General features: G+C 66.6%; 16 protein-coding genes. 5 read left to right on the forward strand and 11 right to left on the reverse strand.

Going from position 1 to position 20,756, the window contains the following annotated elements:
* Positions 1-163: 163 nt before the first annotated feature.
* The 5 genes from NTCA1_RS19875 to NTCA1_RS19895 form a co-directional block, all read right to left on the reverse strand.
* Entirely contained in the window at positions 164-1,084 is a 921-nt protein-coding gene (locus tag NTCA1_RS19875; protein ID WP_159831591.1) for an SDR family NAD(P)-dependent oxidoreductase, read from the reverse strand.
* A 48-nt stretch (positions 1,085-1,132) separates the two neighbouring features.
* Entirely contained in the window at positions 1,133-2,341 is a 1,209-nt protein-coding gene (locus NTCA1_RS19880) for a CaiB/BaiF CoA-transferase family protein (protein WP_159831592.1), read from the reverse strand.
* On the reverse strand, positions 2,338-3,363 hold the full coding sequence (locus NTCA1_RS19885) for an alpha/beta hydrolase (RefSeq protein ID WP_159831593.1): 1,026 nt from the start codon (positions 3,361-3,363) through the stop codon (positions 2,338-2,340). The genes NTCA1_RS19880 and NTCA1_RS19885 overlap by 4 nt, the downstream gene beginning before the upstream one ends.
* A gap of 102 nt (positions 3,364-3,465) precedes the next feature.
* Positions 3,466-4,608, reverse strand: coding sequence for a MaoC family dehydratase N-terminal domain-containing protein (locus NTCA1_RS19890; protein WP_159831594.1), 1,143 nt, complete (start codon positions 4,606-4,608; stop codon positions 3,466-3,468).
* Positions 4,609-4,640: 32 nt separating this feature from the next.
* Positions 4,641-6,218 (reverse strand): acyl-CoA synthetase, encoded by a 1,578-nt coding sequence (locus NTCA1_RS19895; protein WP_159831595.1) that lies wholly within the window; start codon positions 6,216-6,218, stop codon positions 4,641-4,643.
* A 132-nt stretch (positions 6,219-6,350) separates the two neighbouring features.
* On the opposite strand from NTCA1_RS19895, the gene NTCA1_RS19900 reads away from it, so the two are divergent.
* Positions 6,351-7,142 (forward strand): IclR family transcriptional regulator, encoded by a 792-nt coding sequence (locus NTCA1_RS19900; RefSeq protein ID WP_086493347.1) that lies wholly within the window; start codon positions 6,351-6,353, stop codon positions 7,140-7,142.
* On the opposite strand, the gene NTCA1_RS19905 is transcribed toward NTCA1_RS19900, so the two are convergent.
* A complete protein-coding gene (locus NTCA1_RS19905) occupies positions 7,139-7,996 on the reverse strand; it encodes a LysR family transcriptional regulator (RefSeq protein WP_159831596.1) in 858 nt (285 codons plus the stop codon). The two genes, NTCA1_RS19900 and NTCA1_RS19905, sit on opposite strands and share 4 nt — an antisense overlap.
* Before the next feature lie 125 nt (positions 7,997-8,121).
* Between NTCA1_RS19905 and NTCA1_RS19910 the strand changes: the two genes are divergently transcribed.
* The 4 genes from NTCA1_RS19910 to NTCA1_RS19925 are packed head-to-tail and all read left to right on the forward strand — an operon-like array spanning position 8,122 to position 12,551.
* Positions 8,122-9,723, forward strand: a complete 1,602-nt coding sequence (locus NTCA1_RS19910; protein ID WP_159831597.1) for a carboxyl transferase domain-containing protein — start codon at positions 8,122-8,124, stop codon at positions 9,721-9,723.
* Between the two features lie 22 nt (positions 9,724-9,745).
* On the forward strand, positions 9,746-11,605 hold the full coding sequence (locus tag NTCA1_RS19915) for an acetyl/propionyl/methylcrotonyl-CoA carboxylase subunit alpha (protein ID WP_159831598.1): 1,860 nt from the start codon (positions 9,746-9,748) through the stop codon (positions 11,603-11,605).
* Positions 11,602-12,075, forward strand: a complete 474-nt coding sequence (locus NTCA1_RS19920) for a GNAT family N-acetyltransferase (protein ID WP_201282549.1) — start codon at positions 11,602-11,604, stop codon at positions 12,073-12,075. Before NTCA1_RS19915 ends, NTCA1_RS19920 begins: the two co-directional genes overlap by 4 nt.
* Positions 12,075-12,551 (forward strand): MaoC family dehydratase, encoded by a 477-nt coding sequence (locus tag NTCA1_RS19925; RefSeq protein ID WP_159831599.1) that lies wholly within the window; start codon positions 12,075-12,077, stop codon positions 12,549-12,551. Before NTCA1_RS19920 ends, NTCA1_RS19925 begins: the two co-directional genes overlap by 1 nt.
* Here the strand turns inward: NTCA1_RS19925 and NTCA1_RS19930 are convergent.
* From NTCA1_RS19930 to NTCA1_RS19950, 5 genes are all read right to left on the reverse strand, one after another.
* Positions 12,526-13,515 carry an LLM class flavin-dependent oxidoreductase gene (locus NTCA1_RS19930; RefSeq protein WP_159831600.1) on the reverse strand — a complete coding sequence of 330 codons (990 nt, stop codon included), beginning with the start codon at positions 13,513-13,515 and terminating at the stop codon, positions 12,526-12,528. The two genes, NTCA1_RS19925 and NTCA1_RS19930, sit on opposite strands and share 26 nt — an antisense overlap.
* A gap of 90 nt (positions 13,516-13,605) precedes the next feature.
* Positions 13,606-17,049 carry an indolepyruvate ferredoxin oxidoreductase family protein gene (locus tag NTCA1_RS19935; protein ID WP_159831601.1) on the reverse strand — a complete coding sequence of 1,148 codons (3,444 nt, stop codon included), beginning with the start codon at positions 17,047-17,049 and terminating at the stop codon, positions 13,606-13,608.
* Between the two features lie 292 nt (positions 17,050-17,341).
* Positions 17,342-18,370: a DUF2889 domain-containing protein gene (locus NTCA1_RS19940; RefSeq protein WP_236549481.1), complete on the reverse strand. Its 1,029-nt coding sequence runs from the start codon at positions 18,368-18,370 to the stop codon at positions 17,342-17,344.
* Positions 18,371-18,401: 31 nt separating this feature from the next.
* On the reverse strand, positions 18,402-19,436 hold the full coding sequence (locus NTCA1_RS19945; protein WP_159831602.1) for an NADP-dependent oxidoreductase: 1,035 nt from the start codon (positions 19,434-19,436) through the stop codon (positions 18,402-18,404).
* Positions 19,433-20,755 carry a cytochrome P450 gene (locus NTCA1_RS19950; RefSeq protein ID WP_159831603.1) on the reverse strand — a complete coding sequence of 441 codons (1,323 nt, stop codon included), beginning with the start codon at positions 20,753-20,755 and terminating at the stop codon, positions 19,433-19,435. Before NTCA1_RS19950 ends, NTCA1_RS19945 begins: the two co-directional genes overlap by 4 nt.
* Between the last annotated feature and the right edge of the window lies 1 nt (position 20,756).

Genomic DNA, 20,756 nt, shown 5'->3' on the forward strand with positions numbered 1-20,756 from the left:
AGCGAAGACGCTCAATTTCCTTGATGCCGCATTTTTCGAGTCGTTGACCGAAAACGGTCAACTTGAAAATGCTCCAGGAGGAACAGCGGCTCCTTTCACCCACCCTGGGGGTCGTGGTTCAGGAAAGCCCGTCCGGTCGCAAGACCGGGCGGGCTTTTTCCGCTCAGGAGACAGTCGCGGCGCGGATCATGCCGAATCCGTAGAGCAGATGTTCCAGCTGACCGTCCGGCACCGGCGGGAAAGCAAGCGTCTCGCCGCCTTCGCGGATCCTCCCGATCTCTGCGGCGACCTGTTCCAGCGACCAGTTCCTGCGGAAAACGCCCTCGTTCTCCACCACCTTGGCCCGCGCCAGACGCCCCCCCATGGCGACGAACATCTCCCCCGATGCCTCGCAGCTTTCATGGCATAAGTAGCCGACCATCGGCGCCACCTGCTCCGGCTCCATCGGCGGGAACTGGCTGGTGTCGATCCCGTCGGACATGCGGGTGACGGCGGCGGGCACGATCAGGTTGGACTTCACGTTGGCGTGCTGCCCTTCGATCGCAGCGGTGTTGGACAGGCCCATGAAGCCCGCCTTGCACATCGCGTACGTCACATTGTCCGACTTGCCGTAGAGCCCGTTGATCGAACTGGTCAGCACGATCCGCCCGAAGCCCTGCGCCATCATGTGCGGAAACGCCTCGCGCACCACGTGATAGGCGCCCTTCAGATGGACATCGAGGACAGCGGTGAAATCCTCGTAGGCAAGATCGGTCAGCTTGCCGCGCCGCACATTCCCGGCCGAGTGGATCAGAATATCGATCCGCCCGAAGGCGTCGAGCGCGCACTGGATGATCGCCTTGCCGCCCTCCGGCGTGGCGACGCTGTCGGTATTGGCGACGGCTTCCCCGCCCTGGCTGCGGATTTCGGCGACAAGTGCCTCTGCCGGGCCTTCGTCGGTGGCATCGCCCGCCATCGAGACGCCGGGATCGTTGATCACGATCTTGCAGCCGCGGCTCGCCAGCAGCAGCGCATGAGCCCGGCCCAGACCGCGCCCGCCACCGGTGATCACGGCGACTCTGTTATCGAAGCGCAGGTCGGCCATCTGGAAATCCTCTCAAGTTCTTGTCCCAGCCTTGCCGGATGAGACCGATCAGGCAACCACTCCGAGCTCCCGGAGCTGCGCAATTCGCTCCGGCGAAAGATCGAGCACGTCTTCCAGGATGGAATCGGTGTGCTCGCCCAGGACCGGCGGCGCGGTGGGCACCGGTTGCGGTGCATCGGTGAAGCGGATCGGGCGGCCCACGATGGGGATGGGGCCCAGCGTCTTGTGCTGCGTTTCGACCACCATCTCGCGCTCCACCGCCTGCGGCTGCGCCAGTGCTTCGGACACGCCGAGGATCGGCGCGTGCGGCACTTCGTGCGCGGTGAAGATCGCGACGAGTTCATCCACCGTGTGCCGCTCGGTAAAGGCGCTGACGATGGCGTTGACCTCGGCCCGTGCATCGCGGCGCTTTTCCAGCGTGTCGTAACGCGGGTCTTCGGTCAGTTCCGGCCGCTTGATCGAGCGGCAGATGCGGCTCCAGAATCCCGGCGTCAGGCAGGCGACGACGATGGAGCCCTCACGCGCCGGGAAGATGCCATAGGGCACCAGATTGGGGTGCTGCGACCCCACCCGGCTGGGGTCGGTGCCGTTGAAGAAGGCGAGCTGCGCGATGTAGCCCAGCATGCCGATCAGCCCGTCCATCAGGCTGACGTCGATATGCCGCCCCACCCCGGTCCGCTCGCGCTCGTAAAGGGCGGAGAGGATGCCGATCGGCCCGTTGATACCGCCAACCAGATCGCCCAGTGGAATGCCCAGCTTGGTCGGCAGCCCGTCCGGCTCTCCGTTCATGGAAAGCGCGCCGGACATGGCCTGAAGCACGATGTCGAAGCTGGGCCGGTCCTTCAGCGGGCCCGTCTGGCCATAGCCGGAGATCGAGCAGTAGATCAGGCGCGGATTGATCGCCTTCATGGCTTCGTAGCCAAGGCCGAGCCGGTCCATCACTCCGGGGCGGTAGTTCTCCACCAGCACATCGCACTTGGCCGCCAGATCGCGCACCAGCGCCAGCCCTTCCTCGCTCTTGAGGTCGACGACGATCGATTTCTTGCCGCGATTGACGGCGAGGTAATAGTGGCTCTCGCCATCGCGCGTGGGCGGGAACGTGCGCGTCTCGTCCCCGGTGCCGGGTGGTTCGATCTTGAACACTTCGGCGCCCATGTCGGCCAGCGCCAGACTGGCAGCGGGCCCCGCCAGTACGCGGGTAAAGTCGATCACCCGCACCCCGGCAAGCGGACCGGCCCAAGGTGTGTCAGCGGTCATCGGGACAGGTTCTCGCGGAAGAAGGAGAGGATCAGCGCCACGGCATCGCGCCCTTCGGCCATGTGGAGACCGTAGTGGTAGCAGTGGCCCATGCCCTCGCCCACGATCAAGGTAGAGCGGATACCGGCCTTGAGCAGCTGCGAGTTCGTGAAGATCGCCGGGCTCAGGTCCATCGCGCGGGTGCCGGTGATGATCAGCGTGGGCGGGAAAGTGGCAAGCACGTCCAGATGATAGCCCGGCCAGGCGCTGGGATCGTGCGGGTCGCAATGATCGAAATAGCCGCGCGTGATGTCGATGGGTGTGTTGCCGTCGGCGGGCGGCGGCGGGAACGAGCCGTCGATATAGCCCGCGACATAGGCGGACTCGCCGGCCCCGAACGGCACCCCGCCGGCGCCGAAAATGCCGACTGCGCCCGCTTGCGGCAGCCCGTGCGCCGGAAGCCATGCCGCCGCTTGCGCCGTCAGCGCGCCGCCCGCGGAACCGCCGTAGATGCCGATCCGGCCCGGCGCGTAGTCCTGCAGCAGCGCGGCATAGACCGCCGCGACGTCCTCCACGCCCGCCGGGTGCCGGTATTCGGGCGCCATGCGGTAATTGACGCTTACGACGCGGAACTTGCCGAGCGCGGCGATGGGAATCGCCTCCATCAGCGCAATGCCGTCCCACCCCACGGTGAAAGCCCCGCCGTGCAGGTTGATCAGCACGTGCTCAGGATCGTGGCTGCCATCCGCCGGGGTGACGTCCAGCACCTCTACGCCGCCGATGGTTTTCGGGGCGATCTCCACCGCGAAATTCTCGCGCAGGCGGGCGACGCCCTCAGCGGCATAGTCATTGATCTGCTCACGCCGGACGGCAACGTCCGCCTCGTGCTCCCCGGCAGCATCGAAAGCCGGCATCGTCGCGCGCGAACGCCGGAACGCGGCGGCTTCTTCGCTCAGCAGGCTGGAGGCAGGCAGGACGAAGGCCGGAACCCGCACATCGCCATTGGCTTCGAATTGCGGCTTGGCTGCAGCATCCTGTCCCATGCTCTCTCCCGTCGTTCTTTGCGCCATTCATACGACACGGCCCGGACCTTGCGCAAAGGTCCGGGCCGAAATCGCTCCCCCGGTGTTCGGGGCTTCAGACCATCAGGCCTTGCTGGGCAGTTCCGCAACGGCAGTGCCGAAGGCCGAAAGCTCGCCGCGATGGGTGGTCGCCTTCTGCGCCACTTCGACGAACTTCTTGCCGCCTTCCTCGAACTTGCGCGTCACTTCGCCGGTGATGACGATGGCGTCGCCGTCCGGGTTGTGGCGGCGGATCTGGCAGTCCGACTTCGTCAGGAAGCCGTCGTCACCGATCCAGTCGGTCATGTGGTGGGTCAGCCACGAGCAACGCTCCGGGCCGTAATCGTAAGCGCCCGGCGCGCCGACTTCCAGAGCGAAAGCTTCGTCCCAGTGCACGCGCTCGGGGCAGTCCGGCACGTTGAAGCGGTTGCGGATGCCCAGACCCGGGTGCGCCTTCTGCATCTTGTAGGCCAGCTTGTTGGCGCGGATGTAGAGACCGCCCCAGCCCTGCGCGTAGCAGATGAAGCCGGTGACGGTCATCGGGCCCTTCATCATCGGCGGCAGCTTGTCGCCAACCTGCACGTCCTCGAAGTAGCGCGGGGTCGCGCCGCGGGTCTCTTCGCGATCGTAGATGTCGTAGAATTCGTCGAGCTGTTTCTGCGTGAAGGGCTCCACGCGGCCGCGCGCCTCGGTGTACTTGGTGCCGCGTTCGCGCGCCTCGTCACGGTCCGTGCGGAACACCCACGAGTCCGCTCCGGCAACCTGCTCACCGCGCTGGTTGTAGAAATCGACGTGGTAGATCTGCTGGAAGGAGCGCCCTGCGAACTTGGTCTGATGCTCGACCAGATCCTTGAGGTAAGCGACGGTGGTGATGGTGTCGCCCCGCAGCACCGGCTGGTGCCAGGTCCAGTCGGCGCCCGCCCACATGGCGTGGACGCCGGAAAGGCCGCCGCAGTAGCCGGAGACGATGCGGCTGGTGGTGAACAGGAACGAAGGCAGCGCGACGATCGAGCCGTACTTCGTCGTCGCGGCATATTCCGGGTCGCACCACAGCGGATTGTCGTCACCGATGCCATGGGCATAGTGGCGGATCGCGTCGCGGGTGGCTTCGTAGTTCCACGGCTCGACGGTGTTCTCGATCTTCACGCCGATGCGGGCGCGCAGATCGTCGAGGCCGGCCTCGGTGATCTTGGGGAACTTGGTGGTAGGCTCTGCTGTGGTTGCCATTTCGGTACTCTCCTGGATTCTTGAGATAAGTTTCAGCCGACCGCCTCAGCGGCTTTCGCCGCCTCTTGGTCGCGCAGCATCTTGCGGTGGACCTTGCCGGCCGGGTTCTTGGGAAGCTCCTCCACGAACTCCACCACGCGCGGGAATTCGTGCTGGGCCAGACGTTCGCGGGTGAAGTCCTGAAGCTCCTTGACGAAGGCATCGTCGCCCGCGCGGTTGGCGACGACGAAGGCCTTCACCACTTGCCCGCGCTGTTCGTCCGGCACGCCGATCACGCCGCATTCGAGGACGTTCTCATGCCGCAGCATGGTGTTCTCGATCTCGACGGCGGACATCGTCCAGCCGGCGGAGATGATCACGTCATCCGCGCGGCCACAGTGGTAGAAATAGCCTTCGTCATCGATCTTCGCGCGGTCCTTGGTGGTCATCCAAGCGCCGCCACGCCAGAGCATCAGTTCGCCGATCTCGCCGGGCGCGGTGGGCGTGCCGTCGAGGCGTTGCACTTCCAGCTTCTGCCCCGGCACCGCCTTGCCCAGCGATCCCGGCTTCACCGTGAAATCCGCCGCGCCGGGGTAGTTCACCAGCACCACGCCGATCTCGGTGGTGCCGTACATCGAGCAGACGGGCACCTTGAAAGCCCCGTCGATGAATTCCAGCGTCGCCGGATCGATCGGCTCCCCGGTGTAGGACAGCTTGCGGAAGTGGAACGTGTAGTCCCCCGCCGCGCCGCTGTTCTTCATCATCCGGTAGTGCGTCGCCGCCGCCGACATGTTGGTGATGCCATAGTCATCCAGCGCCTTCATCAGCCGCACCGGATCGAAGCGCCCGGCGAACGTGCCGGTGGTGACGCCAAGGCCCAGCGGCGCCAGCGTGCCGTGCCACAGGCCATGCCCCCATGCGGGCGAGGACGGGCAGAAGAACTCGTCGCCCGGCCTGATCCCGGTGCCGTAGAGCGCCGCGAACATCAGCGTAACCAATGCCTTGTGCGTGTGCTTCACCGCTTCGGGCAATTCGCGCGTGGTCCCGCTGGTGTACTGGAACACCGCCAGATCGCCCGCCTTGGTCTTCGGCGCATAAGTCGCCGGGAACTTCGCGATCTCGTCCAGCAGCCCCTCGTCCGCGACGATCACGCGCAGCCCGTTTTCCGCCGTCACCGCCCCGCGTGCAAGGTCCGCCTTCTCGGCATTGGTGACGAGGATAGCGGGCTTGCAGTCGTCGATCCGCAGCTTCAGCGCGTCCGGCCCAAACAGCGTGAACAGCGGCACGGAGATCGCCCCGGTCTGCATCGCCCCGAACAGGCAGACGTAGAACGGCAGCGAGGGTTCCAGCATGAAGGCGATGCGCTCGCCCGGCTGCACGCCTTCGGCATCGAGCCAGTGGGCGAACCGCGCCGCCCCGGCGGCGATCAGATCGAAGCTGAGGATTTCGTCGCGGCCGTCCGCATGCGCGATCCGCACCGCCGCCCGGCCCGAGCCGTCGGCATGGCGGGTGATGCACTCATGCGCGATGTTGAGCACGTCGCGGTCGCCGTCGAACATCTCCCACAGCGCGGCCGACGAGGCATGCGCCTGCGCATCGGCATAGCTCGAAAAGTCGGTCAACTTCACCATCGCTCATCCCGCTTCGCGCCGCGCCGGATCGCTTTTCGCGACTCACGCGCCGGCCATTTGTCCTTGTGTTCAGCAATGGTGATGAAGCGTACTTGTTTTGTAAATATTGAATGTTATTCTATATATTGAACAATGAGTAGCGCAGACCCCCTCGAAGACGCCGTGCGCGCCAGCAAGGCCCCCGCCATCGCCCGGGCTGCGGCCGTGCTGCGCCTGCTGGGCAAGCGCGGATCGCCAATGGGCGTGCAGGCCATCGCCCGCGAACTGGGCCTCGTGCCCAGCACCTGTCTCTACGTCCTGAGGGCGTTAGTGGCCGAGGAACTGGTGGCTTTCGATCCCGATACCAAGCGCTACGCACTCGACGCGGGCGTGCTCACCCTGGCCCGCGCCTGGTTGAAGCGGGACCAGTTCAACGACCTTGCGCAAGGTCCGCTCGACCGCATCGCCCGCGAATTCGGGCTGACGACACTGGGCGTCCAGATCTTCGGGCTGGACCACATCATCGTCACGGCGATGTCGCAATCCAGCCAGAACTTCCAGCTCTCGACGCAAATCGGCAGCCGCTTCCCGGCGCTGGTTTCCGCTACCGGCCGTTGCATCGCCGCTTTCTGCGATCAAGATATCGCCGATCTCAGGCCACGCTTCGATTCCCTGCGCTGGGACGAGGCGCCTTCCTGGGCGGACTGGTGCGCACAAGTGTGCGAAGCGCGCGAAACCGGCGTGGCGGTGGATGCCGGGCATTACATCTCCGGCGTCACCGTGGTCGCCGCGCCGGTCTGGAAAAACGGCGCGGACGCCACCGGAGCGCCCAGCCATGCCCTCGTCGCCATCGGCATAGGCGCGGCGCTGCGCGGGGAACTGGAAGGACTGAAACAGGCACTTGCGGGCGCCGCCCGGTCGCTCAGCGAGCAACTGGCCGGTTAGGAACCGGTATAAAGGCGCCGCAGGATGTCCAGGAACGCGCTGCTCCGCGGACCGTGGCCATGCAGCAGCCCCACCTCGCGCAAGAGTTCGAAATCGCGCACCGGCACGAAGCGCACCGACCCGTCCGCGAAGCCTTCGGGCATCATGCCGATCCCGGCGCCGCTGCGGATCACTGCAAGCACGCGCTCGTCGCTGGTCGTCTTGAGCACGAAGCGCGGGCGCACGCCGTGCTGGGTGAAGAAGCGGTTGATCTCGGGCAGCGCCTCGCAGTGGCGGCGCAGCGCCATGCGGTCCTGCGCGAGTTGTTCGGCCAGGACTTCGCGCTCGGCCGCCAGCGGATGGTCCGGCGGCAGGACCATCATGTAGCGCTCGCGCGCGAGGACCTCGGGCCGGTAGCGGGCGTGGTGGGGGCGCACGACCGTCAGCGCCACGTCGATCCGCCCGCGCTCCAGCCGCTCGGCCAGATCGCGCTCGCTGCCATCGAGCAGTTCGAGCGCCTCTCCCGGTGATTCGGCGCTATGCTCTTCGAGCGCGCGGCCGATCAGCCCGGTGGGGATCGTGCTGAGCACCCCCACGCGCAGCAGGCTCGGCTCGGCGGGCTGGGCCAGTTCGACAAGGGCATGTTCGTACTCGGCAGCGATGCGGCGCGCGCGGACGAGGAAGCGGCTTCCTGCCGGGGTCAGGGCAACGCGCTGGCGATCCCTGTCGAACAGCCGCGCGCCCAGTTCGCGCTCCAGCTTGGCGATTCCCGCCGAAAGCGTCGGCTGGGTAACGGCCACACTGCGCGCTGCGCGGCTGAAATTGCCGGTTTCGGCCACGGCCAGGAAATAGCGCAGCAGATATTGGTCGATCATAGACACGGTCTATTACGAAGCCGGGAAACTTTCAATTTCCGCCGGGGTTTCGGCTTGTCTACAGTGGCGATACACTTCATTCGAACTTGGGAAGAGGCCGAAACGGCCGGACCGGAGAAACAAGCATGAGCGCACCGGTGCTCCAGACAAGCCTCAATCTCGACAGTCCCGAAGCGCAGGCGCGCGATCGGCACAACCGGGCGCTGGCGGCCGAACTCCACGCGAAAGTCGCCCATGCGGCGCTCGGCGGGAACGAGAAATCGCGCGAACGCCATGTTTCGCGGGGTAAGCTGCTGCCGCGCGAACGGGTGGAGCGGCTGCTCGATCCCGGCTCTCCCCTGCTGGAACTGGGGCAGCTTGCCGCCCAGGGGCTCTACGAGGACGACATTCCCGGCGCCGGGCTGATCACCGCCATCGGCACGGTTTCCGGTCGCCAGTGCATGATCGTCTGCAACGATGCCACCGTGAAAGGCGGCACCTATTACCCGATGACGGTGAAGAAGCACCTCCGCGCGCAGGAGATCGCGCAGGAAAACCGCCTGCCCTGCATCTATCTGGTCGACAGCGGCGGCGCCAACCTGCCCCACCAGGCGGAAGTCTTCCCGGATCGCGATCACTTCGGCCGCATCTTCTTCAACCAGGCGCAGATGTCCGCCCAGGGCATCCCGCAGGTCGCCTGCGTGATGGGAAGCTGCACGGCGGGCGGCGCCTATGTTCCGGCGATGAGCGACGAATCGGTGATCGTGAAGGAACAAGGCACGATCTTCCTTGCCGGGCCGCCGCTGGTGCAGGCGGCAACCGGCGAAGTGATCTCTGCCGAGGATCTGGGCGGCGGCGATCTCCACAGCCGCAAGTCGGGCGTGACCGATCACCTTGCCGATAACGACGAGCACGCCCTGACCATCGTGCGCGATATCATGAGCCATCTCGGCCCGCGCCATCATCACGACCAGCCGCTGCGCGCGCCGCGCCCGCCCAAGTACGATCCGCAGGAACTCTATGCCATCGTCCCCGAGGACGTGCGCGCCTCTTACGACGTGCATGAGGTAATCGCCCGCATCGTCGACGGCAGCGAATTCCACGAGTTCAAGGCGCTCTACGGCAGCACGCTGGTCTGCGGCTTCGCCCATATCCATGGCCAGCCGGTCGCGATCCTCGCCAACAACGGCGTGCTGTTCTCGGAAAGCGCGCAGAAGGGCGCGCACTTCATCGAACTGGCCTGCCAGCGCCGCATCCCGCTGCTGTTCCTCCAGAACATCTCGGGCTTCATGGTCGGCGGCAAGTACGAGGCGGAGGGCATCGCCAAGCACGGCGCCAAGCTCGTCACCGCCGTCGCCACTGCCACGGTGCCGAAGATCACCGTGCTGATCGGCGGCTCGTTCGGCGCGGGCAACTACGGCATGTGCGGGCGCGCCTACGATCCGCGCTTCCTGTTCACCTGGCCCAATGCCCGTATCTCGGTGATGGGCGGCGAGCAGGCGGCATCGGTACTGGCCACCGTCCACCGCGATGCCGCGAAATGGTCGCCCGAAGAGGCCGAAGCCTTCAAAGCGCCGATCCGCCAGAAGTACGAGGACGAAGGCAACCCCTACTACGCCGCCGCCCGCCTGTGGGATGACGGCGTGATCGACCCGGCCCAGACCCGCGACGTGCTGGGCCTGGCGCTGGCGGCATGCCTCGAAGCCCCGATCCCGGAGGCACCCCGCTTCGGGGTGTTCCGGATGTGAGCGGCGGAACGGGAGACAAGACATGATTCAATCGCTTCTGATCGCCAATCGCGGGGAGATCGCCTGCCGCGTCATCCGCACCGCCCGCCAGATGGGCATCCGTACCGTTGCGGTCTATTCGGATGCCGATGCCGATGCCCTGCATGTGCGCGAGGCGGACGAAGCCGTGCATATCGGCCCCTCGCCTGCCCGTGAGAGCTACCTTGTGGGCGAGAAGATCCTCGCCGCCGCGAGAGAGACCGGGGCCGAGGCGATCCACCCCGGCTACGGCTTCCTGTCCGAGAACGCCGCGTTCGCGCAGGCGGTGAAGGATGCGGGACTGGTCTGGGTCGGGCCGAACCCGTCCTCGATCACCGCGATGGGCCTCAAGGACGCGGCCAAGACGCTGATGGCCGAGGCCGGGGTGCCGGTGACGCCGGGCTACATGGGCGCGAACCAGGAACCTGCCCTGCTGGCGGAAGAAGCCGCGAAGATCGGCTATCCGGTGCTGATCAAGGCGGTCGCCGGCGGCGGCGGCAAGGGCATGCGGCTGGTCGAGGCGCCAGAGGCTTTCATCGACGCGCTGGCATCGTGCAAGCGCGAGGCGGCCTCCTCGTTCGGCAACGACCACGTGCTGATCGAGAAGTACATCGCCAGCCCGCGCCACATCGAGGTGCAGGTCTTTGGCGACAGCCACGGCAATGTCGTCCACTTGTTCGAGCGTGACTGCTCGCTCCAGCGCCGCCATCAGAAGGTGATCGAGGAAGCCCCCGCCCCCGGCATGGATGCCGCGACGCGCGAGGCCCTCTGCGCCGCGGCGGTGCGCGCGGCAAAGGCGGTCGATTACGTCGGCGCGGGGACGATCGAGTTCATCGCCGATGGTTCGGGCCCGCTTTCCGCAGACCGCATCTGGTTCATGGAAATGAACACCCGCTTGCAGGTCGAGCATCCGGTGACCGAGGAGATCACCGGGGTCGATCTGGTCGAATGGCAGCTTCTCGTCGCCAGCGGGAAGCCGCTGCCAAAGTCCCAGGAAGACCTCACGATCGACGGCTGGGCGATGGAAGCGCGCCTTTATGCCGAGGACCCGGCCAAGGGCTTCCTGCCCAGCATCGGCAAGCTCGAATTGCTGGAGTTCGGCGAGGCTGCCGAAGACGACTTTGGACGCGGGCGCATCGATACCGGCGTCTACGAAGGCGCGGAAGTCTCGCCCTTCTACGACCCGATGATCGCCAAAGTCATCGCTTGGGGCGAGGACCGCGACGAGGCGCGCGAGCGGCTGGGCGAGATGCTGGAGGACACCGCCGTCTGGCCGGTGCGCACCAATGCCTCGTTCCTCGTGAAGGCCCTGCAGCATCCCGATTTCGCGGCAGGCAAGGTCGATACCGGGCTGATCGGCCGCGATGGCGAGGCGATGGCAGAGGCGCCCGCGCCTTCGGACGAAGTGCTGGAGGCCGCCGCCAATTCGCTCGTGCCGTTCTCCCCGCTCGCCGGTTTCCGTCTCAATGCCGCACCGGCGCGCGCAGCATGGTTCTCGCTCAACGGCGAAAAAGTGGAGATCGCGCTGACCGGCGAAGGCAGCGAGGAACCTGATGAAGCCGTGCTCATCACCGAACAGGGGCAGGCCTGGCTGCTCACCCCCTGGCGCCGTGACGGCGTGCATGGCGGCGCGGATGCCTCGGGCGCGATCCTGGCGCCGATGCCGGGCAAGGTGATCGCTGTGGACGTCACCCAGGGGCAGGCTGTCACCAAAGGGCAGAAACTGCTTACCCTCGAAGCCATGAAGATGGAACACACCCTTACCGCCCCGTTCGACGGCGTGGTGGCCGAACTCGAAGCCGTCGCCGGCGCACAAGTTCAGGTCGAGGCACTGCTGGCGCGGATCGAGGAAGCCGGGGAATGAGCGGCGAACTGGTCATGCGCCGCGCGCGCGAGGACGATCTCGCCGCCATCGTCGTCATGCTGGTGCAGGACCAGATCGGCGACGCCGACGATGCCGGACCGCCGCTGGATCCGGCCTATCTGGACGCCTTCCGGGCGATCGATGCTTCGCCGGACCAGTTGCTGATGGTGGCGGAGTTCGAGGGGCGCATCGTCGGCACGATGCAGATCACCTTCATTCCCGGCCTGCTGATGCGCGGCGCCTGGCGCGGGCAGATCGAGGCCGTGCGGATCGACAGTTCCGTGCGCGGCCAGGGGCTGGGTTCGCGCATGATAGAATGGGCCGTCGATCGCTGCCGCGAACGGGGATGCGCGCTGGTCCAGCTGACCTCGAACAATGCGCGCACCGATGCCCACCGCTTCTACGAACGGCTGGGCTGGAGCAAGAGCCATGCCGGTTTCAAGCTCATGCTCGCCAAGGGAGATCACTGATGCCCGGACGCTTCTTCGACGAATGGACAGTGGGCGACCGGATCACCCACCAGCCCAGCCGCACCGTCACCGAGACCGACAACCTGATGTTCTCGGCCATGACCCACAACATGCAGCCGCTCCACCTGGACGCGGAAACCGCGAAGAAGAGCGAGTTCGGGCAGATACTCGTCAATTCCACTTTCACCTTCAGCCTCGCGGTGGGTCTGTCGATCGCGGACACCACGGTCGGCACGCTCGTGGCCAACCTCGGCTTCGACAAGGTGGTGACGCCGACGCCGACGTTCATCGGCGATACCCTTACCTGCACCAGCGAAGTGATCGAGATGCGCGAAAGCAAGTCGCGGCCCACGCAGGGCATCGTCGTGTTCCGTCACGAACTCACCAACCAGCGCGGTGAAGTGGCGCTGTCCTGCCTGCGTTCCGTCCTGTTGAGGAAGCAGGATCAGGTCACGCCTTCAGCCGCGGCATCGTAGCCTCCAGCAGCAGGAGACTTTTCCAGCCTTCCTCGGGCGACAGGCCGCCCAGGAGCGGCTGGAAGCCGATCTGGCCCGCTTCCATGCCGCGGACTTTCTCGACGAGCTGATCGGGCGTCCATGCCGCGAACATTCCGGCCTGCCGCAGCACTGCCGGATCGGTCAGGCCCTTGAACGGCGAATTCGAACCGTCGCCCTCCTGCTCGGCCCACTTGGCATATTCGGTGATGACGTGGACCGCATGGGGTGCGATCGCCTCCCAGCCCTTGTCCGGGTCCTCGCAAAGATGGACGGCCAGCGGCATGCCCGGCACCGGCCGGAAGTAGGTACGCGGCCTGTGGCCCAACCGCTCGCATTCGGTGAGGTAGAGGTCGATCAGTTCCGGCTTCATCGGCCCGAAGCCGACGCCGAACTTCGCCGCGCGCCTGGCCGAGGCAGGGACGCCGCCGCCCACCATGACGATGTCTTCCGGGGCCTGCACCGGCAGCGGGCGAACGTAGATCGGGCGGCCGTCGAACTCGAACCGCTCTCCCCGCAGTGCGCGCAGGATCACCTCCAGCCCTTCGTCCATCAGCCGTGCGCGGTCCTTCAGGGACTTACGGAACATGGCGAACTCGAACGGCACGTAGCCCGCGCCGAAAATGACGTTCAGCCGCCCGTTCGACATCTGGTCCACCACGGCGATCTGCTCGGCCAGTTCCACCGGATCATGCAGCGGCAGAACCACCGCGCCGAGCAGAAAGCGGATGCGGCTGGTGACTGCCGCCATGCCGCCCGCCAGCGTGAAAGGTTGCGGCAGGTAGCCGTCGTCGGAGCCGTGATGCTGCATCAGCCCGATCTGATCCGCACCGATCCTGTCGACGAAGGCGGCCATCTCGATCGCGGCGCGGTAGAGTTCGTGCGTGGGCGTTGCCCAGCCGGGCGAGCGCATGTCGAACGAGACGTTGATGCGGATATTCTTCACGGGCCGACTCCCCTCCAGCAGGCAAGGCCCCGGTGGTGCGGCAATCGCGTGCGGGCGGCAATTTCGTGGTGGCAGATACCGCCCGGGCGGTCAGGCTCGTTCTAATCCCGACCGGAGTTCAGCCACCCGGGCGCGGTAGGCAATGACACCGGCCTCCTTCACAGCGCCGAACCCGGCGATCAGCGCAGGCGCTGCAGCGAGGTCTATGGCGGCGTCCATGGTGGGGGGCTCCACCTTCCCGGCGATCCGGCGCGCGAGTTCGCGGTACTCCCCGATCAGCGCGCGTTCCATGCGGCGCTCGGCGGTGTGGCCGAAGGGATCAAGCCATGTTCCGCGCAGACGTTTGGCTTTCGCCAGCGCCGCGAAGATCGGGAATATCCAGCTTCCAAACGCGATCTTGCGCGGGCGGCCGGTCTTGCGATCCTTGCGGAAAGCCAGCAGCGGCGGGGCAAGGTGCAGCTTGAGGCGCGGCTTGCCGTCGAAGGTATCGAATAGTCCGGCGCGGAAGGCCGGTGCGCTGTAGAGGCGCGCGACTTCGTACTCGTCCTTGTAGGCCATGAGCCGACCAAGCTGCCGCGCGATCTCGCGCAGCAGAGGTTCGCTGTCCTCCAGCCCTCGCGCCGCCAACGCAGCCGAAATCTCGTCAAGGAAATTGCGGTAGTCTGCCGCATAAGCCGCGTTCTGCCAGTCGGTCAGCAACCGCACGTAGCTTGCGGTCACGGTCGCCAGATTGCGCGGCGGCTCGGGCGCGGAAGGCGCAGCATCGGCGAGAGCGAAGAGGTCCTCTCCACCCGCCGCTGCCAGCCTTCCCAGCGACAGCGCGGTAAGGTTCGCGCGCACCGACACACCGTTCAGCCGCACCGCCTCCTCCACCGAAGCCAAGCGCACCGGCAGCAAACCCTTCTGCGCGGCAAAGCCGAGCATCATCAGGTTGGTAAAGATCGAATCTCCCAAGAGCCGCGTTGCCAGCGAACCGGCCCGCAGCGAGGCGATCATTGCCGGATCGACGCGCTTGCCGATGGCGCGGAGGAAGCGGCTGGCGGTAAGGTCGAGGCCCGGATTGCGCTGGAATTCGCCGGTGGGCACCACGTCCTCGTTCGCCAGCACCCGCGTATCGGACCGCGCCAGCGCCATAACTTCGGGCGAGGAGGCCACCACCAGATCGCAGGCGATCACCAGATCCGCCATGCCCGGACCCAATCGCGCGGAGGGGATCGCCGCAGCATCGGCTCCGATGCGGATATGGCTCGCCACCGCGCCGCCTTTCTGCGCCATGCCGGTTTGGTCCAGCACTTTGGCGGCCTTGCCCTCCATCTGCGCCGCCATCGCCAGCACCACGCCCACTGTGAGCACGCCGGTGCCGCCAATGCCCGCCACCAACATGGCGCAGGCTCCGCCGGACAAGTCCGCCACCGCCGGTTCGGGCAAAGCGGCGACCATGCGCGCCAGCACGGCATCGTCCATGCTGCGCCTTCTGAGCGTGCCGCCCGAAACCTCGACGAAGCTGGGGCAGAAACCCTTGATGCAGGAGAAATCCTTGTTGCAGCTCGACTGGTCGATGGCGCGCTTGCGGCCGAATTCGGTCTCGACCGGCACGACCGAAAGGCAGTTCGACTGCACCGAGCAATCGCCGCAACCTTCGCAAACCGCCGGATTGATCCAGAGCCGCCGGTCGGGATCCGGGTAGGCCCCCTTCTTGCGGCGGCGGCGCTTCTCGTTGGCGCACGTCTGCTCATAGACGATGGCGCTGGTGCCGGGGAGATCGCGCAAGGTCCGCTGCACTGCGTCCAGTTCGTCCCGGTGCAGCACGCGGATTGCGGCGGGCAGATGGGAGGCCGCGAAGCGGGCCGGGTCCTCGCTCACCAGCACCACCGGATGGACGCCTTCCACCACCAGTTCGCGCACGATCTGCTCGGGGCTGAGCGCGCCTTCGGCGGGCTGCCCGCCGGTCATGGCGACGGCATCGTTGTAGAGGATCTTGAACGTCACCCGGCTCTTCGCCGCCACCGCCGCGCGGATCGTCAGCAGGGCGGAATGCGTGTAAGTCCCGTCGCCCAGGTTCTGGAACATATGCGGCGTATCGACGAAATGCTGCGCGCCGATCCAGGGCATCCCCTCCTGCCCCATCGACACCGTCTGCATCGTGTTGCGTTCGGGCATGTAGTGGGCAAGGCCGTGGCACCCGGTCGCTCCCATCGCCGCCGACCCTTCGGGCACTACGGTCGAGGTATTGTGCGGACAGCCCGAGCAGAAATAGGCAGGCCGAATCGCGGTGCGTTCAAGCGCGGCGGCGGAATCCTCCCGCGCGCGCAGCATGGCATCGTGCGCGGCGAGATCCTCGCGCAGCATGCCCATCGCCGCCATGCGCGCGATCAGCGCGCGGCGCACCGATGCCGCATCGAGCACGCCCACTTCGAACAGCAGTGGCGCACCATCGGGCGCGGTCTTGCCCGACAGCGCCGGCGCATCGGCGCGGCCGTAGAACAGGCGGGCGATCTGGTCCTCGATAACGGGCCGCTTTTCCTCGACCACCATGACTTCGGCGCTGCCGCCGCAGGCCTGCCGCACGAACGCAGCATCGAGCGGCCAGACAAGGCCAAGCTTCACGACCCGGAGCCCCAAGGCCGCACACCCGGCCTCGTCCAGCCCCAGATCCGCCAGCGCCTGGCAGAGATCGAGCCAAGCCTTGCCCGCGCTCACCACCGTCAGCCGCGCGCCGGGCGCTTCATGACTTACGCGATCGATGCGGTTTAGCGCGGTGAACAGCGGCACGATCGGCAGGCGCCGCTCGATCACCATCCGCTCCTGCTCCAGCGCCGACATTGCGATGCGCAAGTTCGGCGAGGGTCCGCCGGGAATCTCCGGCAGGGCAATCGGGAAGCTGTGTCCGGGCAGCGTGACGGTGGTGGTCAGGTCCAGCGTATCGGTCACCGCCTTCATCGCCACATAGAGTCCGCTGGTCCGCGACAGCGCCCAGCCGAACTGGCCGAAGCTGAGAATCTCGTCGGTCGTCGCCGGGTAGAGTACCGGGACCATCCCGGTAATCAGCACATGTTCGGATTGATGCGCGGTCAGCGAGGACTTGGCCGCATGGTCGTCCCCGCAGAGCAGCAGCGCGCCGCCCTTGGGGTGCGTACCTTCGAAGTTCGCCGCCTTGATCGCCTCCCCCGCGCGCTCGACGCCGACGCCCTTTGCGTACCAGAGCGCGAAGACACCATCGACGTTGGGCTTGCCGTACCAGTAGAGCTGCTGGGTGCCGCGCACGGAGGTCGCCGCCAGTTCCTCGTTCAACCCGGGCTCGAAGCGCACATGATGTTCGGTGAGCAGCTTCTCGGAGGCCCACAACTGCGCATCGAGCGTGGTGATCGGGGAGCCGCGATAGCCGGTAACATAGCCCGCCGTGTTCAGCCCCGCTGCGCGGTCGCGTCGCGACTGATCGAGCAGCAGGCGCACGACGCCCTGCAGCGCCGAGAGCATCACCTGCCCATCGGCCTGCCTGTACTTGTCTTCCAGCGTGACGACCGTCTTGGTCACTCGGATCCCCGGTTTTCCTGTCCTTTCTCGCGGCCTTTCAGATGGCGCGCGGGGGTGCAAGCGGGGAGCGTTCGGTGCGCCGTGGGGGTCAATTGGGGGTGCGGTTGGGTCCGCTTTCGCTCTCGTTCAATCCTCCCCTGCAACGGGAAGTTGACCGCCCCCGCTCATCCTGATCTTGTCGAAGGAAGGGTGGCGGAGGGGCGTCAGCCTCTCCGTCGCGCACTACCGCGCCGGTTACACCCCTCCGTCAGCCCTTCGTGCTGCCGCCTTCCCTTGCAGGGGAGGATTGACGTCATGCCGGTTGGCGCAGTTCCTCCACCAGCCTCGGCACATCGGCCAATGCGCGCAGGGCGTCGTTGAGATGGGTGCAGCCTTCCGGCCCGCGCAGCATCTCCAGCACGTCCTCGCGCACTTGGCCCAGGTTGCGGCCGACGAGCCGCGCGACGTTGTGGACGGCACCGGGGCACTCGCGGAACGGCAGGATGCGCGCTTCGGGGTCGAGGCTCAGCACTTCCAGCGTCTCGGCATCGACAGTCGCACCAAGGTTGTATTCGTGAATGGCGACTCGGCCGCCTTCGCGCAGCTTGGCGCTGTCCTGAAAGGCCGAGGCGATGCGGATCAGGTTGCCGTCTCGCGTAACGTCGATACGGCGGGCGCGGCGGAAGCCCGGGCCTTCGTGTTCGAGGAATTCGTGCCAGCCTTCGGGATCGGCGGGGTTGCGCAAATGCCCAGCGTCCGCATCGGCTACGTTTTCCAGCGACGCGCCGCCAGTGACCCCGCTGTTGCCGTCCTGAAGCCCCCAGCAGACATTGGCGCGCTGGGCCAGCACCGGATTATCGTCATTGCCGCCAAGCCGCTTGCGGATCAGTTCCATCCGCTCGGGAAACCACTGCCCCCAAGCGAAGGAGGAGACGAGCGCCGTGCCCGAAAGATCGTCGAGCACGAGGTAGAGCGGATCGGCCTGCGCAATCAGGTCCGGCATGATCTCGCGCAGGGTCATGCGCAGATGCCCGCCCGCGCGGGCGCCGACGAGCTGCTCGATGCTCGCCGGGGCAGGCTCGGCGGCGATCCGGGTGATCATCTTGTCCTCGGTCATCCGCAGCGAGAATTCGCCCATGGCCAGCGTCCGGCCAATGCCGTCCGGCCCGGTCAGATAGTCGCGCGCGCGGCCAACGAAGAGGCGCTGGCCGTCCACGCCATCGGGCCAGGCGACATCGATGCTGGAGGTACGGCGCAGCGAGTTCGCGGGGCGCACCGGGGCCGGATTGGCCGTCTGGCGCGGCGGCGGCGGGTAGGACGCGGAAGAAATCTGCGTGGTCATGGTGGCATCCTGCGATTTTTGTTTTCGCCGGTCAGCCTGACACCTTCACCAGCAGCTTGCCTAGATGGTTGTTGCCAGAAAACACCCCGGCGAAGGCTTCGGGCGCTGCCTCCAGCCCCTCGACCACCGACTCGGGGCAGTGGATGCGCCCCTCGGCAATCCAGCCGGCGATGTCGTCCAGCGCCTGCTGGCCGCCGACGAGAAAGCCGCCGAAGCCCTTGATCTCCAGCCCCTTGGCCATGATCGTGCGGAAGAAACCGGGCAGGCGGTCCGGCCCCGGACCTTCAAGCCCCATGCCGTAATAGGCGATGAAGCCGCAGACCGGCATACGGGCACCGCGCTTGAGATGGGGCAGCACGGCCAGCATCACCTCCCCGCCAACATTGTCGATGAAGACATCCGCGCCTTCGGGAAGTGTCTTGGCCAGTTGCTGGGCGAAGTCCGGCGCCTTGTAGTCGGCGGCGGCATCGAAGCCGAGGTCGATCAGCCCCCGGCACTTGTCCGGCCCGCCGGCGATACCGATCACGCGGGCGCCGCGAATCTTCGCGATCTGCCCGGCAAGGCTCCCCACGGCGCCGGCAGCGGCCGAGATCACCACCGTCTCGCCCGCCGCAACGCGGCCGATGCCGATCACGCAGGCATGGGCGGTCTGCCCCGGCATCCCCAGTGCGCCGAGTGCGGTCGAGACGGGCGCCTGCGCGGGATCGAGCTTGCGTGGCGGCCCGCGCCAGTCGGCCTTGTCCGGCGCGACGATCGCATATTCGCGCCAGCCGGTGCGGTCTTCCACCACATCCCCCACCGCATAGCCGGGGTGGTTGGAGGCGACGACTTCGCTGACCGTCGGTCCGTACATCACCTCGCCGGGATGGACCTGTGTCACACCGGAAAGGCGCTTTTCGTCGATGGCGAAGCGGATCAGCGGATCTAGGCCGAGCCACAACGTGCGCAGCAGCACTTCCCCCTCACCCGGCTGCGGGATCGGGGCATCCTCTACGCGGAAATCGGAGGGCTTCGGATTGCCCTGCGCATAGCTTGCCAGCACCACCTGCTTCATGGTGCCGCTCACCGCAGTTTCACCGTCACCGCCGACATGCCGCGATGGTCGAGGCCGCGATATTCAGGCTTCGGCCTGGCGGGATCGAGCGTCATGTTCGGGAAGCGGTCGAGCAGCCCGTTGATGGCCACCACCATCTCCTGCCGCGCGACATCCATGCCGAGGCAGCGATGCGGGCCGAAACCGAAGCCCATGTGGTGCTCCTTGCGGCGGAAGATGTCGTATTCCTCCGGCTTATCGAACACCGCCGGATCGTGGTTGGCGGCACCGAGGCACAAGTGGATGCGGGTCCCGGCGGGAACCTTCACGCCCTCCATCTCGGTATCCTCCATGCAAAGGCGCATGAACACCGGATCGGTGGCGCGCCAGCGCAAGCCCTCTTCCACGGCAAGATCGATCAGGCTGCGGTCCTGCTTGCAAGCTTCCCAGAAGTGGCGGTGCGTCATCAGCGCATCGATGGTGATGCCCAGTTGCCGCCATGTCGTGCCGCCGCCTGCGAAGATGGCGAGCTTGCAGTAGCCGAACAGCTCATCCTCGGTAAGCGGGCGCTTGGAGCCGTCCTCGTGCGTGATCTCACAGCCGATCAGCCCGGCGATCAGGTTGTCGCCGGGCTCGCGCTGGTTCTCCGCGATCAGGCGGCGCAGCGTGCCGTCGACCCAGGCGCGGGCCTCGGCCGCTTCCTCGGGCGGCAGGTTCCTCGCGCCGAAGGTGGCGCGGTTGAGCTGGTAGCGGAACTCGATCACGTCCTCCCCCTCCAGCCCGATGGCGCGGGTGACGGTGGCCATCGGCAGGCGCGCGCAGAGGTCGGTGTTGAGGTCGGTCGTCTCGCGGTCCCTGATCTGGTCGAGCAGGACGTCCACCGTCTCCTCGATCCAGCGCTTGTTCCACCAGTCCAGCACCTTGGGCCGCTTGAACAGCGGCTGCGCGGCGGAGCGCAGGCGCTTGTGCGGCTTGCCGACCATCGAAAGGATGGTGGTGCCGATCGTCCGCACCCCGGCGCTCTCGTTGTAGCCCTCCGACGAATAGAGCTGGTTCTCGCGGAAGCCGATCTCGCAGGCGCGGTAGGAGAAGAACGTCATGTTCTCTCGCGGCGGGCCGAGCATGTCGACCATTTCCGGCACGCCCAGCAGTTCGCGCAGGGTACCCTTGTGAACCGCACCGGCCTCGCGAAGACGGTCCATGTCCTCGGTATAGTCGCGGCGCGGGTCGACGCCGGAATTGGCCTCCACCTTGTCGACATCGAACATCTCCGCATAGCGCGGATTGTCCGAAAGCAGCGATGCGAGCGCGTTGGAGCGGGAATCGTTACCCGAATAGGGACAGGTTGCCATG

Source organism: Novosphingobium sp. TCA1, from assembly GCF_009811895.1.
GTDB lineage: Bacteria > Pseudomonadota > Alphaproteobacteria > Sphingomonadales > Sphingomonadaceae > Novosphingobium > Novosphingobium panipatense_A.